Origin of the sequence: Sphingomonas sp. UNC305MFCol5.2, assembly GCF_000712135.1 — a bacterium.
GTDB lineage: Bacteria > Pseudomonadota > Alphaproteobacteria > Sphingomonadales > Sphingomonadaceae > Sphingomonas.
Genome location: NZ_JOOE01000004.1, coordinates 403,870 through 424,381 on the forward strand (window position 1 = coordinate 403,870; position 20,512 = coordinate 424,381).

The window sequence follows — 20,512 nt, forward strand, 5'->3', positions numbered from 1 at the left end:
TTTCCGCCGCGGCCCCTTTCCACGCGCGGGCGGCGAGGATGTTTCTTGATACGACCTTCGGATGGACGCGCGTGGTGGTTACTGGCCCGCTAGCCTCGATTGTTTTGAGTCTTAAAGGCTAAGTATTTGATTTCATGAAGATCGTGTCTTGGGCGATCTTTGCGTGTAGATGGCCGCAAGTCGGTTCTGTCCTATCTTTGTGTGTTTCGCTGTGGGACATTCCTGCGCGACTCGCGGATTTGCCAGGGGCGGTAGCCGCGCGTTTTGGGGGGACGTGCATGCGGCAAACCACTTTGTCCGTGGCGCTCGAGGTAAAGCCCGAGAGCTATGATCATCTGTCGTCGCTGCTCGACAAATTGCGTGCGAAACGCAGTACGAACCCGTCCGGGGGCGAGGGTCCGTTCGCCGATTTCCTGACGCGGGTGCCCGCGCTGCACTTCATGTCGCTCAGCGTGTTTCCCGGCTTCGATTACGATCCACTGTTCGTGATCGAGGCCAATTTCGACGGACCGGCAGGATCGTTCTGGGCGCAGCTCGAATCGGCGATCGGCCCGGACCTGCGCGCGATGCTGCGCTGCTGCAAATGCCCGCTCGACAATGACGGGCCGCTGTTCACGTCGATCACCGCGCCTGACTCGCGCGCGCCGATCGCGCCTTATCTCGAGCGCCGCTCGCTGACGCCGACCGTATTCCATCACGGCAATCGCGGGATGACGCGCGATCGCATCCTCGCCGAGCACAAATTGTTCGAGGCGACGCGCGTCGAGCTGCGCTCCGCCAATGTCGACGGGCCCAACCCCTATCGCGTGCTCCGGCCGGCGCAGATCCATGCGAAGCTGCGCAGCACGTTGCTCCCCGATTTCGGCTGGCTCGACCAACCCGCGCCGGCGCGCATCCCGCTCGCCGAGAATATCGGTGATTGGGTGCGGCTGATCGTCTTCATCGTCGCGGCAGTGTTCGTGCTGTCGGTGCCCGGACTGTTCATCAGCCTGGCGATGCCATGGGATCGCTATCTGATCCTGCTGGCGGTGGTGTTCGTCGGCATCGCGCTGATGCTCAGGCGGATCGGCGTCGCGCTGCCCGGCACCGAGGTCGCGAGCCGGTTCAGCTTCCTCAAATTCTTCTTCAGCCAGCTGATCCCGCTCGCCTTGTTCGTGCTGGGCTATCTGGTGGTCGCGGTGGCGATCGGCACGCCGGTGTCGATGCTGCTCACCGCACGAAACTTCGATGCGGCTTGGCATGGGATGATCACCTGGTTGCTCTGGGGACTGGCGAGCGCGCCGGTGACGGTGGCGATCATCGTGCTGTGGCTGCGCGTGCTCGAGCGGCGCGACGCTTCGCAGGACGCGCCGCCGGTCGATCCCAAGATGCTGCGCGAAATGGCGCGGCGCGAGGACTGGATTCCGCAGAACCACATGGGATCGCTGGTGCTGATCAAGCCCGGCGCCCTGCGCATGATCCTGATCCGCGCGGGGCATCGCGGGCTGGGGCTCGTGCTGCGGATCCAGGCGCGGAGCGGCTATCTCGGCTCGATGCGCACGATCCATTTCGCGCATTGGGCGATGGTCAACAACAAGTCGCGCCTCATGTTCTTCTCGAACTTCGACCAGACCTGGGAGAGCTATCTCGATGATTTCATCGAGAAGGCGCATGCCGGGCTCACGCTGGCATGGTGCTGCGGCGTGGGCTTCCCGCCGACCCGGTTCCTCGTGAAGGACGGCGCGAGCCATGGCCGCCAGTTCAAGGAATGGGCGCGCCATTCGATGACGGTCAGCCGCTTCTGGTACTCGGCCTATAAGGATCTCACCGCCGAGCAGATCGAGCGGAATTTCCGCATCGCGATGGGCTTACGCAAGACAGCACTCTCGGACAAGGACGCCGCTTTGTGGATCAACGACCTGTGAGCGCCGCGCCGCAAAAGGGCCCGCCGAGCTGGCGGCTCGCGCCGCCGCACGACAAATTGGCCCAGGGCATGGTGGTGAGCGGTTTCGCGTCGCTGCCCACCGGCCGCGCATTGTTCCTGAAATTCGACTGGAAGGGCGTTGCGAAGAAGAAGGCGGGCGGCGCCTGGCTGCAGGCGCTGCACGCGGTGGCGCCGATCAGCGATGCCGATGGGCGCGAGGAGCGCTCGGCCGGGCTGGGCCTCACCTGGGAAGGGATGCGCAAGATGGGGCTGTCCCCCAATGCGCTCGCCTCGTTCGACCGGCCGTTCAAGGAAGGCATGTTCCAGGAAGACCGGCTGCGCCGTCTCGGCGACAGGCGCGAGGACAAGTGGCTCGAGACGGTGATCCCCGGCGGGCCGAAATGGAGCGGCAACACCCCGCTCGACGACGCCGCGGTCGATGACGAGGCGCGCGCGTTCGACGACGAGGAAAAGGTGACCGAAGCGCGCATCGCCACGCCGATCACGGTGCATGCGCTGCTGCTGCTTTACGACCAGGACGAGGAAAACGCGGAGGCCTGGTGCAAGACGGTGGGCGATGCGCTGGAGCCGTTCGGCGTGAAGATCGTCCACGGCCTGCCGCTCGACCTTCGCCCCGACGAACGCGGGATCGCGCGCGAGCATTTCGGCTTTGCCGACGGCGTGTCGCAGCCCGCACCGTTCGAGCCGGGGACGGTGATCGTGAAGGGTGGGGCTGACTATCCCAAGGACCCGTGGAACGGCGTGCCGCTCGGCGAAGTGCTGATGGGGCATGAGAACGGGCATCATGAGATCGCGCTCGGGCCGGTCGTGGTCGATTCGGAGGAGGGCCGCGCCGCCGGGCTGCCGCCGCATCCGCGCGGCGAGGGCTTCCTCGATCTCGGGCTCGACGGCAGCTATATGGTGGTGCGCGAGCTCAAGCAGGACGTAACCAAATTCTGGGAGTCGATGCACGCCGGGGCGGAACGGATCAACCGGCGCGATCCCGAGCATTCGGCGCATATCGACGCCGAATGGATCGCCAGCCGCGTGATCGGCCGCGATCTCAACGGCAATCTGCTGTGCCCGGCCGGCGTGCTTCCGGTCGACAAGTACAACCAGCCGGACAATGATTTCCTGTTCTACGATCGCGATCGGCTCGGCCATGGCTGCCCGCTGGGGAGCCATGTCCGCCGCGGCAATCCGCGCGACGGGCTCGCGCCCAAGCCGAGCGACAAGCAGACCCTGCTCGACGCGTCGAACAACCACCGCATCCTGCGGCGTGGACGCAAATACGGGCCCGATATCGCCGATCCGCTCAAGGACGACGGCGCCAATCGGGGCCTGCTGTTCATCTGCCTCAACACCGACATCACCCGCCAGTTCGAATTCGTCCAGCAGACCTGGATGCTCAACCAGAACTTCGCCTTCCTCTACGACGAGGTCGATCCCCTGCTCGGGCCCAAGGGGATGCTGACCATTCCCGAGGAGCCGCTGCGGCGGATCATCGAGGTCGACACGTTCGTGAAGATGGCGGGCGGCGAATATTTCTTCCTGCCGAGCATTCCGGCGCTTCGCTACCTGGCTTCGCTATGAGCGCGCTCACTTCCCGCGACGTGCTCCGCCCTGCCCCGAAGGGGCTCAAGGGATGGATGCAGAGCAAGGCATTGGCGCTGGCGCCGATCTTTTTCGGGCTGCTCCGGCGGTTCAAGCCGGTGATCAAGCTGGGCAAGAACAATTATCTCACTTCGCGCTACGACGATGTCCGCGAAGTGTTCGCCACCGATCCGGCGTTCGGCGTGATCTACAAGCCGCATCTCGACGTGATCATGGGCGACCAGCCCTTCTTCCTCGGCATGGCGGATACCGTCCAATATCGCCACGACACCGATGCGATGCGCAAAGTGGTGCGGCCCGACGATCTGCCGAAGCTGGCGGCGCAGACCGAGGCGCTGGCCGCGCAGATCGTCGCGAAGGCGAGCGGCAAGATCGATGTGGTCGATACGCTGGTGCGGCGCGTGACCTTCACGATGCTGGGCGATTATCTGGGCGTGCCCGATCCGTCGGGCGGCGACCTGCGTGTCTGGGGGACGCGCCTGTTCGAGTTCCAGTTCGTCGATCAGGGCAACGATCCGGCCCTCCGCAAGGAAGTCGACGAGATCGCCCCGGCGCTGCGCATGCACATCCAGAACGAGATCGCACGCCGCCGCATCGATCCAGGCAAGGACGACGTGCTGTCGCGCTGCCTCGCGCTGCAGGCCAAGGGCGACGCCGCCTATACCGACGATTTCATCCGCACTTCGCTGATGGGGTTCATCGTCGGGGGGCCACCGCAGCCGCCGATGGTGGTGCCGCAGGCGATGGAACAATTGCTCCGCCGGCCCAAAGTCCTCGCCGAGGCGCAGGCCGCGGCGAGGGCCGACGATGACGATCGCCTCGCGCGCTATGTGCTCGAGGCGATGCGGTTCGATCCGCTTGCGCCGGGCCTGCCGCGCGTGGCGCTGACGGACTGGACGCTCGGCAAGGGCACGTCGCACGCGACGACGATCCCGGCTGGCGCACAGGTGCTCGCCGCCTTCGCCTCGGCGATGATGGATTCGCGCCGGGTCGCCAATCCCAAGCTGTTCAATCCCGATCGGCCGGCGAGCGACTATATGCATTTCGGTTTCGGGCTGCACGAATGCTTCGGGCGGCACATCAACCGCGCGACACTGCACCTGATGCTCAAGCCGCTGCTCAAGCAGCCCAATCTGCGACGCGCGCCGGGACGCGAGGGCAAATTGAGCAAGAACGGCCCGTTCGCCGCGCGTCTGGTCGTCACCTACGGGTAGGTTGAGGACTCATATCAATCTTCGTCACCCCGGCCCCTTCGACTGCCTGCAAGGCAGGCGCTCAGGACAGGCTTGAGCCGGGGTCCCGCTGCATTCAGGTACGGGCGGAATGGGCAGAAGAAGCGGGATCCCGGCTCAAGGCCGGGATGACTGAAATTTATCAATAGCTTGTTTAGGTTCTCACTAGCGCCGGCGCGAGTCTCGCGCCGCCGTGTTCGGACATGATTCGGAAATGTTAGCGGCGCGCGCGTCCGATGGACGGCGCGCGGCTGCCATTGCGCGCCTCGCGGTTGCCGCGGAAGCGGTAAATCATTGTCGGATAACCAAAAACATCCGCGCGCAAATGTATGAGTTGACAGTCCTCAAGACGAGGCATAGCCCTATGTGACCGCTAACATCGGCTTCATCGATGTGGCGAACGCGGCCCGGCAGAGGCCTTTGGAGGGGATATGGACGCTCGAATTGCACGTGGTTCCTCTGTGCGCGGTACCGCCGCGCTCGCCGCGATCCTGCTTGCCGGAACCGCCTGGCCCGCGCTGGCGCAGACCGCGCCCGCCGATCCGCAGACCCCGCCCGCGACCGTTGAAGAGGGGCCGGCGAACCCCGAGGACGAGATCGTCGTCAGCGGCTATCGCGCCAGCCTCGAGAGCTCGACCCGGGCGAAGAAGGAATCGACCGGCTTCACCGACACGATCTTCGCCGAGGACATCGGCAAATTCCCCGACACCAACATCGCCGAGAGCTTCAACCGCATCCCCGGCGTGACGATCAGCCGCGAAGTGACCGGTGAGGGCCTGAGCATCGCGATCCGCGGGCTCGGCACCAACTTCACCAAAGTGCTCCTCAACGGTGCGCCGGTGGCGGTGGCGTCGACCGGGCGGACCGATTCGCAGAACACCAATCGCGAAGTCGATCTCGATCTGTTTCCGACGGAATTGTTCACGTCGCTGACGGTCGACAAGAGCGGCAAGGCGAGCATGATCGAGGGCGGCGCCGCGGGCACCGTCAACATGCGCAGCGCCCGTCCGTTCGACAATCCGGGCACCCACGTCACTTATGGCGGGCAGCTCACCAAGAACACCAACAGCGACAAATGGGGCTATCGCGGATCGCTGCTCGCCAGCACGACGATGGGCGATTTCGGCATATTGCTCGGCGTCGCGGGGGTGCACAATGAAGTGCGCACCACCGGCTTCGAGACGATCGGCTGGACCAATCCCAATCTCTCCGCGGCGCAGTGCGGCGCGGCCACCGGCTGCAACCCCACCGGCGGCGGCAACTGGACGATCCCCGCGACGGTGCCCGCCAATGCCGGCAACGGGCTGACGACCGGGACGACGATCGACCAGGCATTCCTGCTCGCGCGCAATCCCGGCGCGACGATCTCGCAGATCGACAACGGCATCATTCCGCGGCTCGGCCGGCCGATGTTCGAGGAAGGCACCAAGGAGCGGATCAACGCGATCGCCAGCCTCGAATATAAGGGCGAGAATTTCCACGCTTATGTCGACGGCATGTACGGCTGGAAGGACAACCAGCTCGAGCGTGTCGACATGAACTGGGTCGGGCGCAACGGAGCGATGATCCCCCTCAACACCACTTATGACCGCACCGATTGCACGGCGGGCTGCGTGGTGACCGGCGGAACTTATGCCAATGCGCAGTTCTTCCTCGAGTATCGCCCGTTCCTGGAGACGGTGAAGTTCTGGGGCGTGAATCCCGGCTTCGACTTCGCCATCACCGACAGGCTGAAGCTCGACGTGCAGGGCAATTACACCAAGAGCGAATTCCACCGCGAATCGCCGAGCGTCGTTGCGATCACCCCCGCGAGTTCGGGCGTGACGGTGACCTACGACAACAGCGGCGGCGACATACCCACGATCAGCACCAATATCGACTTGAACAATCCGGCCAGTTTCGGCTGGCCCGGCGGCCGCGTGAACATCCAGGACGAGCGACGCAAGACCGAGACCAAGGGCATCCGCGGCAATCTCACCTGGGGCGATGCGCGGCTGAACCTCAAGGTCGGCGCAGCCTATGACGACGTCTCGCGTTCGATCCGCGGCTTCGACAACAGCCAGGCCTGGCAGAACGCGGTCTGCGGCAATCGCCCGAGCGTGTTTCTGCCCAGCCCCAACACCCAGCCGCCGTGCAACGGACTGGTTCAGCCGGGCGCGGCGCCCACTGGCTACCCGACCTATCCGGCCTTCGGCACCGGCTTCACGGCTGGGCAGACGGGCCCGGTGACCTATGCCGGCTCGCTGATATCGAACGCCCAGCTGCCCGGCTTCCTGCGGCCCACGTCGAGCGGCTTCGTGACGGTCGACTGGGATCGCTTCAAGGCCGCGTCCAACTATGACGCCTTCCACGACAGCGCGCCCGAATCCGGCGGCTCGAACACCGGCGCCAGCGGCGGCTATGTCCGCGAGAAGACGCTCGGTTTCTATGCCGAGATCAACGGCGACAGTCCGCTGGCCGGAGGCAACATCCAATATAATGCCGGCCTGCGCTATGTGCGGACCAAGCAGCAGATCGGCGGGCGCGTGACGGTGCCCGATCCGCGCAACGGCACCGATCCCGACGGCGCCGGTCCGCTGCCGAACACCTGCCCGGGAACCGGCAATCCGCGCGACGGCTCATGCTATCCGAACGTGGTCAACTTCATCTACACCGACTCGGATTACGACAATTGGCTGCCCTCGGCGAGCGCGGCCTTCCACATTACCGAGAATGCCGTGGTGCGTGCGGCCGCGTCGCGGACGATGACTCGGCCGAACCCCAATACGATGCTGCCCGGCCTCAATTTCTCGTCGCCCTCGGCCGACGCCGCGACGATCGGCAATCCGTCGCTCGATCCCTATCTCTCGACCAATCTGGACCTAGGCTTCGAATATTATACCGGCAAGGAAGGCTATGTCGGCTTCACGGCGTTCCGCAAGGCGCTGACCGGCTTCACCGTCAACAGTACGACCACCGTGCCGTTCGCGTCGCTGGCGCCGTTCGGGATCACCTATGACACGCTGTCGCCGACGCAGCAGGCGGCGATCAATTCCCGCGGCGGCCCGGGCAGCGCGACGATCAGCCAGCAGCAGCAAGTTAACGCGTCGGGCACGCTCAAGGTCAACGGGCTCGAAGTCACCTGGGTGCAGCCGCTCGATTTCCTGCTCGGGCGCTATCTCGGGCTCAACGGCTTCGGCTTCAACGCGAACCTGACGCTGATCGACCAGACCGGTTCGGGCGCGGCGCCCGCAGTGGCGGTCGGCGTGGCGCCGGTGACGTACAACATCACCGGCTATTATGAACGAGGCGGGTTGAGCGTGCGGCTGTCGACCACCTTCCAGCGCGGCTCGGTCTCGTCGGACGTGAACCAGAACGGCATCGGGCTCGCGCGGCTCTATTCGGACGATTACCAGCAGTTCGATATGACCGCGAGCGTCGACTTCGCCGAGCTGTTCGACCTGAAATGGGCGCCGCAGCTCACGCTCGACGTGATCAACCTCACCAAGGAGAAGCAGCGCAGCTACTTCCAGTTCGAGAACTCGGCCTTCACGCTCTACGAGCCCGGCCGCCAGGTGATGATCGGGCTCCGCGGCCGGTTCTAGGGGCGCGGTCGCTTCTGTCCGCAAACTGGCCGCCTTCGGGCGGCCTTTTTGCTGCTCGCTTTCCCCCGGGTTTCGACTGAGCTACCGGAAGGACCATGACTTCAACCGCACCGCTAATCGCCGGAATAGAACTCGGCGGCACCAAATGCATCGCGTTGCTCGGCACCGGCCCGGGCGACGTGCGGACGCAGAAACTGATCCCGACGACCGACCCGGCAACGACGCTGGCGGCGATCGAGGCCGTGCTCGACGGCTGGGAATTCGACGCGATCGGAATCGCCAGCTTCGGGCCGCTGCAACTTGACACCGGTGCCGTCGACTATGGCGCAGTCACCGCAACCACTAAGCCCGGCTGGACCGGGACCGATCTCGTCCGGCGGCTCGAGCGGCGCTATGCAAGGCCGATCGGCTTCCAGACCGACGTCAACGGCGCCGCGCTGGCCGAAGGGCGTTGGGGCGCGGCGCAGGGGCTGGCGACGCATGCCTATCTCACCATCGGCACCGGCGTCGGCGTCGGGCTGGTCGCCGGCGGCCGACCGGTGCAGGGCGTGGCGCATGGCGAGGCCGGGCACATGCGCGTGCCGCGCGCGGCCGGCGACACCTATCCCGGCTGGTGCCGCTTTCACGGCGATTGCGTCGAGGGATTGATCTCGGGCCCCGCGCTCGCCGAGCGCTTCGGTTGCCCGGGCAAGGAATTGCCGCATGACGGGCCCGAATGGGATTTGTTCGTCCACGATCTGGGCGGACTGCTCCACAACCTCGTCACCGTAGCCGCGCCCGAGCGGATCGCGATCGGCGGGGGCGTGATCGTGGCGCGCGAGCACCTGTTCCCGCGGCTGCGTGCGCGGCTGGCGGAGAGCCTTGGCGGCTATGGCTCGCTAGCGGGTTATGCCGGGGAACTGGATGCGCGGCTCGGCCCGCCGGGGCTTGGCGCGATGGCGGGGCCGCTGGGGGCGCTGGCGGTGGGGCTGGGCGCGATCGGCGTTTGAAGCGGCTCGGCTTGTCCGTTTACAATCCTCCCTCCGCCAGGGGGAGGTGTCAGGCGCAGCCTGACGGGGGAGGAAGCACAGCGGCCAGTTGATCGCTTACCTCCCCCTCCGTCGCCTTCGGCGCCACGTCCCCCTGGCGGAGGATTAGAAAGTGGCTGCTTCACATCAGATCACATCCATGTCGATCTTGTAATGGTGCCACGCGAAGATCGCCGCCGCGCCGCGGTGCGGGCTCCACGGCGCCGACCATTCGCGCAACAACTTCTCCGACGGGCGCTCGGGATGGCCGAGGATGCGGCCGATCTCGATCTGCACCGCAAGGTCGCCCGCGGGCCAGATGTCGGGACGGCCTTCGGCGAAGAGCAGATAGATTTCGGCGGACCAGCGGCCGATGCCCTTGATCCGGGTGAGCGCGGCGATCGCTTCCTCGTCGTCGGCGGGCAGATTGGCGAGGTCGAGCCGGCCGCTCGTCACTTCTTCGGCGAGGCTGCGGGCATAGCTCACTTTCTGGCGCGAAAGCCCGGCGGCGCGCAGAATCTCGTCCGAAGCGCGCGCCACCGTATTCGGATCGGTGAGGTCGCCGAGCCCCGCCGCGAGCTTGTTCCAGATCGATTGCGCCGCGGCGACGCTGACCTGCTGGCCGACGATCGTGCGGAGCAGCGTCTCGTAGCCGCGATCGCGCAGGCGCGGGGCCGGATAGCCGGCACGCGCCAGTGCCGTGGCGAAGGCGGGCTCGACCTTGGCCAGCGCATCGATCGAGTTTCGGATCTGGGTTTCGCTCAGGCCCATGGCCGGCATCCTTGAAACGAGGGGACGAAGGCGGCATGGGAACGGCCGGCCAAGGAGAATTGCATGCCCAAGCTTATCGTCGTGACCAGGGATGGGGAAGAACGCGAAGTCATGGGCGAAGCGGGTCTCAGCGTGATGGAAGTGATCCGCGACAATGGCTTCGACGAATTGCTGGCGATCTGTGGCGGCTGCTGCAGTTGCGCGACTTGCCATGTCCATGTCGATCCGGAATTTGCGGCCAAACTGCCGGTGATGAGCGAGGACGAGAATGATCTGCTCGACAGCTCCTCGGACCGCGACGAACGCTCGCGGTTGTCGTGCCAGCTCCAATTCACCCCCGCGCTGGACGGTCTCCGGGTGACGATCGCCGCCGAGGACTGAGCGCCCTGCGCTAGAGGCCGGCCACTTTCAGCATCGCCATCGGTGCGTCGCTACTCGTCGGTGTGACTTTCCATGTCACGCTCTTGCTCGCGCCGCTGGCCTTTGCGCCGTCCTCATTGTTCTGGCTGACGATCTCGGCATCGGTGACCAGCGTGAAGACGCCGTCGAGCCTGGCATTGGTGTCCTCGCCCATGCCGCTCATGCCGCCGTCTTTGTTCTCCGGCTTGGCGAAGCCGGCCGCCTTGACGCGGACCATGTCCTTGCCGCGCAGCTCGATCGCGACGAAGGGGAAGATCATCCCGGCATCCTGATTATAGGGGAAGACGAAATTGTGCGTCAGCTTCCCCGTAATCTCGTAATCGACATAGAACACGCCGTCGCCGCGATATTCGACGGTGCGATAGCCCGCTTCCTTGGCGACCTTCACGGCGATGTCGCGATATTCGGCTTCCTTCTTCGCTTTCTCGGCCGCTTTCTTGGCGGGATCGGGTGCGGGGGGCCCATCGGTGGTATTGTCGGCCAGGCCCGAGGTCGCCTCGCTCATCGCGCCGGTGATGTCGAGCGCGACGACTTCGCCCTTATAGGCATAGGTGAAGCTGCGATCGGCATGGATCGTCAGCGTCGACTGGAACTTGCCCGGCAGAAACAGGCACGCCGCGAGCGCGAGCGGCACGAGCAATGCGGCGGCGAGCGCCTTCCAGTGCTTCATCCTTATTCCCCCGTTCAGCCGCGTGCGGCGATGGCGTAGAGCGCTACCGCGGCGGCATTCGACACGTTCAGGCTTTCCACCTTAGGCGAGATCGGCAGCCGGGCAAGCTGATCGCAATGCGCCTCGGTATTCTGGCGCATGCCCTCGCCCTCGGCGCCGAGCACGAGGGCGATGCGCGCGTCGCCCATCACTTCGGCGAGCGTGCCCTTGGCATGGCCGGTGAGCCCGATCCGCCAGAAGCCCGCTTCGGCGATCTCTTCGAGCGCACGCGCGAGATTGACGACGCGGACCCAGGGCACGGTTTCGAGCGTGCCCGAAGCCGAGCGTGCCAGTGAACCCGATTCGGGCGGCGCGTGCCGGTCCTGCGTGACGATGCCGAGAGCGTCGAACGCCGCCGCCGAGCGCAGCACCGCGCCGACATTATGCGGGTCGGTGACCTGATCGAGCACCACCAGCGGCCGCCGATCGTCGGCGCCCTGCTGGAGCAGATCGCCGAGCCAGATCTCCTCGAGCGGATCGACTTCGGCGACGAGCCCCTGGTGCGGCGCGTCGCCCGGCACCAGCCGCGCGAGATCGGCGACATCGGCATAGGTGATCGGGATCACCGGCGGCAGATCGAGCGCCGCCAGCGCCTCGCGCGTGCCCCAGATCTTCCGGACGTTGCGCTCGGGATTGGCGAGCGCCGCCAGCACCGCATGCCGCCCATAGAAGCGCGGACGCGATGCCGGTGCCTGGCTCGGGCGATGACCTCTGCGGGCCATCAGTCGAGATCGTTCGGATTGGGCCAGGCGAACGGATCGGTCACGCTGGGCTCGGTGGGGAAGGGCATGCGCGGCAACGGTTTGTCGGCATTGGCGGCGTTGAGCAGGAAGCTCGCGAGGATCACTGCGCCCTGGCGCATATCGGCGGCCTTGATATGATCGAAGGTGTCGATGCTGGTATGGTGCAGCCGGCTGCCATAATCGAGCGGATCCTGGATGAACTGGAACGCCGGGATGCCGACCGCCGAGAAGAAGACATGGTCGGTGCCGCCGGTCTTGCGGATCGCGACGGTATTGGCGCCCATCGAACTGAACGGCGCGAACCAGTCGCGGAAAATCGGCACCACCGCGGCGTTGTTCTCGGCATAGATGCCGCGCAGCTTGCCTGAGCCGTTGTCGATGTTGAAATAGGCGGCAAGCTTGCCGTAATCGGCCTGGCGCGTGATCGGCCAGCGATTGGCCCAGCCATAGAAGCGCGCGAGCCCGGTCTCGGGCGTGCCAGGCTTGCGGGCGCGCGTCGCGATATGCTTCTCGACATAGTCCATCGAGCCGAGCAGGCCCTGCTCCTCGCCTGCCCAGAGCACGAAGCGGATCGTCCGCTTCGGCTTGACGCCCATCGCCTGGAGGATGCGCGCGGCTTCCATCACCATCGCGACGCCCGCGCCGTTATCGACGGCGCCGTCGCCCGCGGCCCAGCTGTCGAGATGCCCGCCGGCCATCACATAGGCGCCCGAGGGATCGCTGCCGGGGATGTCGGCGATGATGTTGTACGCCTTCGTGTCGGTGTCGACGAAATGGACGACATTCTCGAGCTCGACCACTGGGGCCGGGCCCTGCTTCGCAAGGCGGGCGAGGCGGCGATAATCCTCGGCGGCGATTTCGACGCCGGGAACCTGCTGGGTCTCGCCGGTCCCGAACAGATAGCCGGCGCCGTGCACCAATTTGCCGTCGCGCGGCGACATCGTCGCATAGGCGACCGCGCCCTCGGCCTTGAGGAACGCATCGAGCTTGGCCGAATATTCGAGCCGCTTCATCCGGCGGTCGCTTGCTTCCGGATCGTATTTGGGCTGCTCATAGACGTCGAGCTTCGCCAGATCGTCGCCGGTCAGCCGCCTGAACGCGGGATCGGTCGGCTCGGAGCCGTCATCGGGCAGCGTCACGAGCACGATCTTGCCCGCCAGCTTGCCGCGGTAGCGCTCGAAATGGCGCTCCTCGCTCATCGGCGCGACGATCACCGGGGCGCTGATCCGGCCCGCCGTAGCGGGGGTCCAGGCGATCGGGATCGCGGTCAGCGTGATCGGGCGCGGGCTGACCATGCGCGCGCTCGAACGTTCGATCCACCAGCCGCGGCCGAAATCGAAGCCTTCCTTGTGGACGTTCTTCAGGCCCCAGTCGCGGAACTTCGACGCGGTCCAGTCCTCGGCGGCGCGCATGCCCGGTGAATTGGTGAGGCGCGGGCCGATATGATCGGTCAGATGCTGCACGGTGAGCATCACTTCGGAGCGGTTGAAGCCTTCATCGAGGATGCGGCCGACCTCGGACCGGTCGACCGACTGCGCGGCGAGCGGGGAGGCGACGAGGGCGATGGCGGCGAGAGCGGCGGCTGTGCGCATGGGACTCCTGCGGGAATGGAGGGATGCGCGCGACGCTATGCGCCGCCGGGCATGTGCGCAAGGCGTTGACAGGTCGGGGTCGCTTCGGCATTGGACCGCCCTCGCTTCGCTGGCGGCACCATGGACAGGTGGCCGAGTGGTTAAAGGCAGCAGACTGTAAATCTGCCCGGGTTTCCCGTACGCTGGTTCGAATCCAGCCCTGTCCACCATCCCATGAAATGACGATTTCCGCCGATCCCCAACCATCCGGTTGAGCCAGGGACGGTTTCGGCGGGATCCAACCATTTGGTTGGATCCGGGAATGGCGGATTTGCGTGGTTTTCGGGCATTTCCGGCGGTTTGCCGGTTGACGAAGTTTACTGATGCATACGCGCGCGCGGGGGAGGGTACGCCGGGCCGGGCCGGGCCCGGCGGGGCGGGCTTTCTGCGGGGCGCTCATGCGCGAACGTACGCAGAACAAATCCTACATTGCCAGTGGCGTCGGGTGGGCGCGGTTCGAGTTCCCAAACGCATATCCCGGGCGACCTTCGTAGATCAGCCGGGCCGTAGCCGGCCCTTGCCTCCGACGCGTTCATCCCTAGGCTCCGCGACCCGAGAGGGAGGCAAGTGTGAAATCATTCCATTTTCTCTGGGCGGCCCTGTTTTCGCTCTTCGGCGGCACCGGCGCCCTGGCACAGGACGGCCAGCCAGCATCCTATGTCGTGGCCGACATATTCGTGATCCATTCGAAGATCCTCGGCGAGGACCGCAAGCTCGCCATCTACAACCCGGACAATGTCGGCGGAAACGTGCTTCCCGCCTATCCCGTCCTCTATCTGCTCGAAGAGAACGACATGCCGATGGTCGCGGGCATGGTGAAATACCTCTCCTCGTACAACGAACAGCTTCCGGCGATGTTGGTGGTAGGAATCGACGGCGCCGGCGAGCGCATCCGCGACCTGACGCCGACGCATTCGCTGTACGACAATCTGGGCAAGCTCGATTCGGATCCGCAATCCTGGCTGCGGCCGAGCGGGGGCGGGGACAAGTTCCTCCGCTTCGTCCGCGAGGAGGTCATGCCCTTCGTCGAGCGGAAATACCGGACCGCGCCGTTCAGGATCCTTGCAGGGCATTCGGTCGGCGGGCTGACGGCGATCCACGCGCTCGCGACGCAGCCGGACCTGTTCGACGCCTATCTGGCGGTCAGCCCATCTCTATGGTGGGACAAGGGAGCCTATCTCGACCAGGCGATCAAAAGGCTGCCGGCGTCGCCCTCTGCCAGGGAATTCCTGTTCGTCGCGGACTCGCCCGAAGCGGGGCCGTTTCCGATCTACATGAAGCGCTTCCTCGACGTGCTGGAGGTGCGCAAGGCCCGCGGATTTCCCTGGACGCACGCTTATTATCCGAACGAGACGCATGGCAGCATCGCCGCGAAAGCTTATTATGACGGGCTGCGGTTCCTCTATCCCCAATGGAATGTCGAGGACCCGAACCGGACCGCGCAATCGATCCGGAGCCATTATCGCAGGATGTCGGAGCGGCTGGGCTATGATGTGCAGCCGCCGTTCGGCATGGTCAGCGGCTGGGGTGAGGACCTGCTGCGCAGGGAGAAATTCGACGACGCGATCGAAGTCTATCGCATCAACGCCGGCAATTTCCCGACCAGCGCGGCCGCGCACGGCCAACTCGGCGACGCCTATCTCCGCAAGGGCGACCGGGCGAGCGCCGTGGCGAGCTATGGAAGAGCAGTCGCGCTGGCTCCCGAGGACAAGGAGCTGAAAGCCAAACTCGACTCGGCGAGGAAGTGAGTCGCGCCGTGGGGCACCTCGACACTGGTACCTTTTGCATCGGCACTAACTCCCATTATGTGGGTCAAAATGCCACATGTCGTAATTTACTTCCAATCTTCCCGGACGCAGCTATCCTGTAGCCGGGCAAGCCGAAGAAAGGCGCTCGCGGCGGAATCGCCAATGGGAGGAGGAAGGGCAAATGCCGCAGCCTTGGCGGAGAGCCATCCGGGCCCGCGGCGTCGTGGCTGCCGGGTGCCTGCTCCTTTCCGGTTGCGCGACGGGCGCCCTGGATTCCCGGCCGCCTGGTCCAATTGCGTCCGACTGGCGAGTCGAGGCCGAGCGGCCGGCGCGCGTCCGCTTCGGCGAGGTTATCGACGTGGATACGCCAGCGGGTTTGTCGCTCTGGCTCAAGCGGGAACTCGTCGGCCCGGTGGCGATCGAATTCGATGCCCTGGCGGTGTCCGAGGGCGGGGCGAATGACGCGGTCAGCGACCTCAATGCCTTCTGGATGGCGACGGATCCCGCCGTGCGGGATGGTTCGGTGTTCGCGAAGAAGCGGTCCGGCGCGTTCGCGGGCTATGACGACCTCGAGACCTATTATGTGGGGATCGGCGGCAACCGGAACACGACGACGCGTTTTCGCCGCTATGTCGCGCAGCCGGGCAATCGGCCTCTGCTGCCGGGGCACGATCTGAAAGGCGCGGAGAATCTCCTCGTTCCCAATCGCTGGACGCATGTGCGGCTGATCGCCGACGGCCGCGCGATCGCCGTCGAGCGCGACGGGCGGCGGATCTTCGAACTCGACGACGCCGAGCCTTATCGGCGCGGCTGGTTCGCGCTGCGCACCACCAAAAGCCATTTGCGCATCCGCAATCTGCGCATCGGAAAACCATAGGAGAGAGACATGCGCCTGACGCGGCGGACGATGATGCAGGGCACGATATTGTCCGCGGCAGTCGCGGGCGCGGCTCCGGCGATGGCGCAGGCGCGGCGGGGTAAGGCGGTCGAGGCGCCGATCCGCTGGATCGACGGCGCCGCGCCCGAACGCCATGCTGGCCAGACTTTCGGCGTCGCCTGGGCGCGCGGGGCACTGGCCAAGGGGCAGGCGCTCACGGTGCGCGGCGCGGACGGCGACGTGCCGTCGCAGAGCTGGCCGACCGCCTATTGGCCCGACGGCTCGATCAAATGGACCGCGCATGCCGTGCCCGCCGGGACGGCCCCCGACAAGCTGGTCGTCGCCGGCGGCCGCCCGGCGCTGCCCGCTGCGCCGGTTTCGGTGCGCGAGACCGCGGATGCCGTCTTCATCCGCTCGGGCGCGCTCGAATGGGAGATCGGCCGCACCGGTCCGGCGGCGATCCGCTCGGTGAAGAATGGCGAGCGCACGCTGCTCGCCAATGCCCGTCTGCTCGGCGAGATCCGCGCCGGTTCGCCCGAAGGCGAGCGCATCGCCCTTACCGGCACCATCGAACGCGCTGTGGTCGAGCAGAAGGGGCCGGTGCGCGCAGTCGTGCGGCTCGAGGGGCGTCATGTCGGGGGCGGGCGTTCGGTGCTGCCGTTCGTGGTGCGGCTCTATGCCTATGCCGGGTCGGACGCGCTGCGCGTGGTGCACAGCTTCATTCTCGATATCGACGCGACCGATCATATCTCGGCGCTCGGCATTGCCACCGACGTGCCGATGCGCGGGCCGCTGCACGATCGCCACATCCGCCTCGCCACTGCCGATGACGCGATGTTCGTCGAGGCCGTTCGGCCGCTCACCGGCCTCCGCCGCGATCCGGGCAAGGCGGTCCGTGAGGCGCAGGTCGCCGGCCGCGCGGTGCCGGCTGAGATGCGCGATCCGGTTGGCAAGCTGCTTGAGCGCATTCCGGCCTGGAATGATTTCAGCCTCTCCCAGCTATCGGCCAATGGCTTCACGCTGACCAAGCGCACCGCGGACGGCCATGCCTGGATCGATTCGGACGAAGGCCGCCGCGCGCCCGGCTTCGGCTATGTCGGCACGCCGCAGGGCGGGGCGGGGATCGCCGCGCGCTATTTCTGGCAGCGCCACCCGACCCAGATCGACGTCCGCAATGCTGCTTCGGACACCGCCAGCCTCACCGCCTGGCTCTGGTCGCCCGACGCGAAGCCGATGGACCTGCGCGCTTATCACGGCACGATGGGGATGGAAGGGTTCGACGCGCAGAACCAGGGCCTCGACATCACCTATGAGGATTACGAGCCCGGCTGGGACGACCCCAAGGGCATCGCGCGCACCAGCGAGCTGATGCTCTGGGCATTCGACGCGACCCCCGAGACCTCGCGCCTCCAGGCGCTCGCCCGCGCCGCCGCGACTCCGCCGCAATTGATGGCCGATCCCGCGCATCTCCATGCCGCCGGCGTGTTCGGCGACTGGAACCTGCCCGATCGCTCGACGCCGCAGCGCGCCTTGATCGAGGACCAGCTCGCCAATCTGATCGATTTCTATGCGGGCGAAGTCGACCGGCGCAGCTGGTACGGCTTCTGGGATCATGGCGACGTGATGCACAGCTACGACAGCGACCGGCATCAGTGGAAATACGACATTGGCGGCTTCGCCTGGGACAATAGCGAGCTCTCGACCGATCTGTGGCTATGGTACGCCGCGCTCCGCTCGGGCGACGCGAAGATTTGGCGGCTCGCCGAGGCGATGACTAGGCACACCGGCGAAGTCGACGTCTATCACATGGGCCGCTTCGCCGGGCTCGGCACGCGCCACGGCGTCCAGCACTGGAGCGACAGCTCGAAACAGCCGCGCGTCAGCAACGCCGCCTATCGCCGCATCTTCTATTATCTCACTGCCGACGAACGCGTCGGCGATCTGATGCGCGCGCTGGGCACTTCGGAGCAGACGCTCGCGCATGTCGAGATCGGGCGCAAGACCGCCGCGCCGAAGGAGGATCTGCCCGAGGGGGTGATCCAGATGTCGTTCGGCACCACCTGGGCAGTGTGCGCGGGCGCCTGGCTCACCGAATGGGAGCGCACCGGCGACACGAAATGGCGCGATCGCATCGCCGCGGGGATGGACAGCATCGGCCGCATGCCCAACGGCTGGCTGACCGGCGGGGCGCCCTATGACCTCAAGAGCGGGCGCTTCCTCAGCCGCGATACGATCGGCATCTCGCATCTCAATTCGGTGTTCGGCGCGGTCGAGATTCAGGCCGAACTGATCCAGCTCATCGAAATGCCGCGCTTCCGCGACGCGTGGTTCGATTATTGCCGCTGGTACAATGCCCCGCGCGACGAATGGGCGGCGAAGTTCGACAAGCCCTATGGCGGGCGCAACCTGAAGCAGGGGCATTCGCGGCTCACTGCCTATGTGGCGAAGCAGACCAGCGATGCGGCGCTGGCGCGGCGCGCGGCAGCGGAATTCTATTCGGGCGAGGCGGGGATGCGCGTCCTGAAGGGCGATCCGCGCGTGAAGCTGCCCGGCGGCGTGGTCGAATGGCCCGGGGTCTCGACCAACGGCTCGGCGCAATGGGGTCTGGCCGCGATCCAGACGCTGGCGCTGGTGCCCGAGGCGCTGGACACGGTGCCGATCCCGATGCGGGCGCCACGGGCGGACCAGGCGAATCCGGAGCAGCCGCCGGGCTACCGGCCTTAACTTGACTCGGTTGGCGGAAACGCGATCGATCTCGCAACATTCTTACGCGAGCGTTGCGTACGCTTCTCCTTGTTCGACAGATAGAAAGAGCGGCGGCAACAGCCGACCGTGCGAGCAAAGCAGGCGAAATCCTACATTGCAAGCCGTCGGCCAACCCGCTCTGTGCTCCGGCCAACGCTCCGGCCTTCGCCGGAGCACGGGGGTCAGAATACCGCGCTCACCAGTTGACGGAACGCGTCGGCGCGGTGGCTCATCGCATGTTTGGCTTCGGGGTCCATCTCGCCATAAGTGACGTCGTGGCCGTTGGGCACGAAGACGGGATCATAGCCGAAGCCGTTCTCGCCGCGCGGCGGCCAGACCAACACGCCGTCGGCCCGGCCCTCGAACCATTCGACATGGCCGTCGGGCCAGGCGAGCGCGAGCGCGCAGACGAAATGCGCGTCGCGGCCGGTCTCGGGCGGCAGCGCCGCGAGCTTGTCCTCGACGCGCTGCATCGCGATCGAGAAGTCCTTGGTCTCGCCCGCCCAGCGCGCCGAGAAGATGCCCGGATCGCCGTTCAGCGCCTCGACGCACAGTCCGCTATCGTCGGCCAGCGCGGGAAGCCCCGAAAGATCCGCCGCCTGCAGCGCCTTCAATTCGGCATTGGCGACGAACGTCGTGCCCGTTTCCTCGGGCTCGGGCAGATCGAGATCGGCGGCCGACACCGGCTCGATGCCGTGAGGGCCGAGCAGTGCCCGGATCTCGCGCACCTTGCCGGGGTTGTGGCTGGCGATGACCAGCTTGCCGGGCTGAAGCTTGCGGATCATCTGGGGGGTATCGCCTTCGCCGCTCATGCCACTGCCTTCAACTGCGCAGCGAAGATCTGGTTGCAGCCTATCCGCGCGAGACGAAGCAGACGAAGCAGGCCTTCCTCGTCATAACACGCCCGTTCGGCGGTGGCCTGCGCCTCGGCGATCTTGCCGTCGGCGAGCAGCACGAAATTGGCATCGGCATCGGCAGCCGAGTCCTCGTCATAATCGAGGTCGAGCACCGGATTGCCCTGATAGATGCCGCAGCTCACCGCGGCGACCTGCGTGAGGATCGGGTCCTTTTCGAGCAGTCCGGCGGCGAGCAGCTTGTTGGTGGCGATGCGCAGGGCCACCCAGGCACCGCTGATCGCCGCGGTCCGGGTGCCGCCATCGGCCTGAATCACGTCGCAATCGAGCGTGATCTGGCGCTCGCCGAGCAGCTTCAAGTCGGTGACTGCGCGCAGCGAACGGCCGATCAGCCGCTGGATCTCCTGGGTGCGGCCGGATTGCTTGCCCTTGGCCGCCTCGCGCTGGCTGCGGGTGTGGGTGGCGCGCGGCAGCATGCCGTACTCGGCGGTGACCCAGCCCTCGCCCTTGCCGCGCAGCCAGGGCGGGATCCGCTCCTCGATGCTCGCGGTCACCAGCACGCGCGTGTCGCCGAAGCCGATCAGCACCGATCCTTCCGCGTGGCGCGTGAAGTTGGGTTCGATGGTGATGCTGCGCATCTCGTCGGGGGCGCGGCCGGATGGGCGCATCGGTTC

At 66.2% G+C, this 20,512-nt stretch carries 15 protein-coding genes and 1 tRNA gene; 10 read left to right on the forward strand and 6 right to left on the reverse strand.

What is annotated here, in order from left to right; translation table 11 throughout:
* The first annotated feature begins 278 nt into the window (after positions 1 to 278).
* From BR78_RS0118005 to BR78_RS0118025, 5 genes are all read left to right on the forward strand, one after another.
* Positions 279 to 1,904 (forward strand): hypothetical protein, encoded by a 1,626-nt coding sequence (locus BR78_RS0118005; RefSeq protein ID WP_025560373.1) that lies wholly within the window; start codon positions 279 to 281, stop codon positions 1,902 to 1,904.
* On the forward strand, positions 1,886 to 3,496 hold the full coding sequence (locus BR78_RS0118010; RefSeq protein WP_156022371.1) for a Dyp-type peroxidase: 1,611 nt from the start codon (positions 1,886 to 1,888) through the stop codon (positions 3,494 to 3,496). Before BR78_RS0118005 ends, BR78_RS0118010 begins: the two co-directional genes overlap by 19 nt.
* Positions 3,493 to 4,731, forward strand: a complete 1,239-nt coding sequence (locus tag BR78_RS0118015) for a cytochrome P450 (RefSeq protein WP_051683406.1) — start codon at positions 3,493 to 3,495, stop codon at positions 4,729 to 4,731. The genes BR78_RS0118010 and BR78_RS0118015 overlap by 4 nt, the downstream gene beginning before the upstream one ends.
* Positions 4,732 to 5,180: 449 nt before the next feature.
* Positions 5,181 to 8,333 carry a TonB-dependent receptor gene (locus BR78_RS0118020; protein WP_037567030.1) on the forward strand — a complete coding sequence of 1,051 codons (3,153 nt, stop codon included), beginning with the start codon at positions 5,181 to 5,183 and terminating at the stop codon, positions 8,331 to 8,333.
* Between the two features lie 95 nt (positions 8,334 to 8,428).
* The gene (locus BR78_RS0118025; RefSeq protein ID WP_029724047.1) at positions 8,429 to 9,322 is read left to right on the forward strand and encodes an ROK family protein; all 894 of its coding nucleotides are present in this window, start codon (positions 8,429 to 8,431) and stop codon (positions 9,320 to 9,322) included.
* 165 nt (positions 9,323 to 9,487) lie between these two features.
* Here the strand turns inward: BR78_RS0118025 and BR78_RS0118030 are convergent, their stop codons facing one another.
* Complete coding sequence (locus BR78_RS0118030) at positions 9,488 to 10,111, reverse strand: DNA-3-methyladenine glycosylase family protein (protein ID WP_029937277.1); 624 nt, start codon at positions 10,109 to 10,111, stop codon at positions 9,488 to 9,490.
* Positions 10,112 to 10,174: 63 nt separating this feature from the next.
* Here BR78_RS0118030 and BR78_RS0118035 point away from each other — a divergent pair, with 63 nt between their 5' ends.
* Positions 10,175 to 10,492, forward strand: a complete 318-nt coding sequence (locus BR78_RS0118035; protein ID WP_025561212.1) for a 2Fe-2S iron-sulfur cluster-binding protein — start codon at positions 10,175 to 10,177, stop codon at positions 10,490 to 10,492.
* A gap of 10 nt (positions 10,493 to 10,502) precedes the next feature.
* Here BR78_RS0118035 and BR78_RS0118040 read toward each other — a convergent pair whose 3' ends face one another.
* Genes BR78_RS0118040 through BR78_RS0118050 form a run of 3 tightly spaced genes read right to left on the reverse strand, consistent with a single transcriptional unit; the run spans position 10,503 to position 13,575 of the window.
* Complete coding sequence (locus tag BR78_RS0118040; RefSeq protein ID WP_025561214.1) at positions 10,503 to 11,201, reverse strand: hypothetical protein; 699 nt, start codon at positions 11,199 to 11,201, stop codon at positions 10,503 to 10,505.
* Between the two features lie 14 nt (positions 11,202 to 11,215).
* The gene (gene rlmB, locus BR78_RS0118045) at positions 11,216 to 11,962 is read right to left on the reverse strand and encodes a 23S rRNA (guanosine(2251)-2'-O)-methyltransferase RlmB (RefSeq protein ID WP_025561215.1); all 747 of its coding nucleotides are present in this window, start codon (positions 11,960 to 11,962) and stop codon (positions 11,216 to 11,218) included.
* A complete protein-coding gene (locus tag BR78_RS0118050; protein WP_025561216.1) occupies positions 11,962 to 13,575 on the reverse strand; it encodes a M20/M25/M40 family metallo-hydrolase in 1,614 nt (537 codons plus the stop codon). The genes rlmB and BR78_RS0118050 overlap by 1 nt, the downstream gene beginning before the upstream one ends.
* Positions 13,576 to 13,697: 122 nt before the next feature.
* On the opposite strand from BR78_RS0118050, the gene BR78_RS0118055 reads away from it, so the two are divergent.
* From BR78_RS0118055 to BR78_RS0118070, 4 genes are all read left to right on the forward strand, one after another.
* A tRNA-Tyr gene (locus BR78_RS0118055) sits at positions 13,698 to 13,784 on the forward strand.
* Between the two features lie 399 nt (positions 13,785 to 14,183).
* Entirely contained in the window at positions 14,184 to 15,362 is a 1,179-nt protein-coding gene (locus BR78_RS0118060) for an alpha/beta hydrolase-fold protein (protein ID WP_025560744.1), read from the forward strand.
* 358 nt (positions 15,363 to 15,720) lie between these two features.
* The gene (locus tag BR78_RS0118065; RefSeq protein WP_197021402.1) at positions 15,721 to 16,239 is read left to right on the forward strand and encodes a DUF6250 domain-containing protein; all 519 of its coding nucleotides are present in this window, start codon (positions 15,721 to 15,723) and stop codon (positions 16,237 to 16,239) included.
* 9 nt (positions 16,240 to 16,248) lie between these two features.
* The gene (locus tag BR78_RS0118070; RefSeq protein ID WP_025560747.1) at positions 16,249 to 18,963 is read left to right on the forward strand and encodes an exo-rhamnogalacturonan lyase family protein; all 2,715 of its coding nucleotides are present in this window, start codon (positions 16,249 to 16,251) and stop codon (positions 18,961 to 18,963) included.
* Between the two features lie 203 nt (positions 18,964 to 19,166).
* Here BR78_RS0118070 and rdgB read toward each other — a convergent pair whose 3' ends face one another.
* Both rdgB and rph read right to left on the reverse strand, forming a co-directional pair.
* Positions 19,167 to 19,796 (reverse strand): RdgB/HAM1 family non-canonical purine NTP pyrophosphatase, encoded by a 630-nt coding sequence (gene rdgB, locus BR78_RS0118075; RefSeq protein WP_025560749.1) that lies wholly within the window; start codon positions 19,794 to 19,796, stop codon positions 19,167 to 19,169.
* The gene (gene rph / locus BR78_RS0118080; RefSeq protein ID WP_025560750.1) at positions 19,793 to 20,506 is read right to left on the reverse strand and encodes a ribonuclease PH; all 714 of its coding nucleotides are present in this window, start codon (positions 20,504 to 20,506) and stop codon (positions 19,793 to 19,795) included. The genes rdgB and rph overlap by 4 nt, the downstream gene beginning before the upstream one ends.
* Positions 20,507 to 20,512 lie beyond the last annotated feature (6 nt).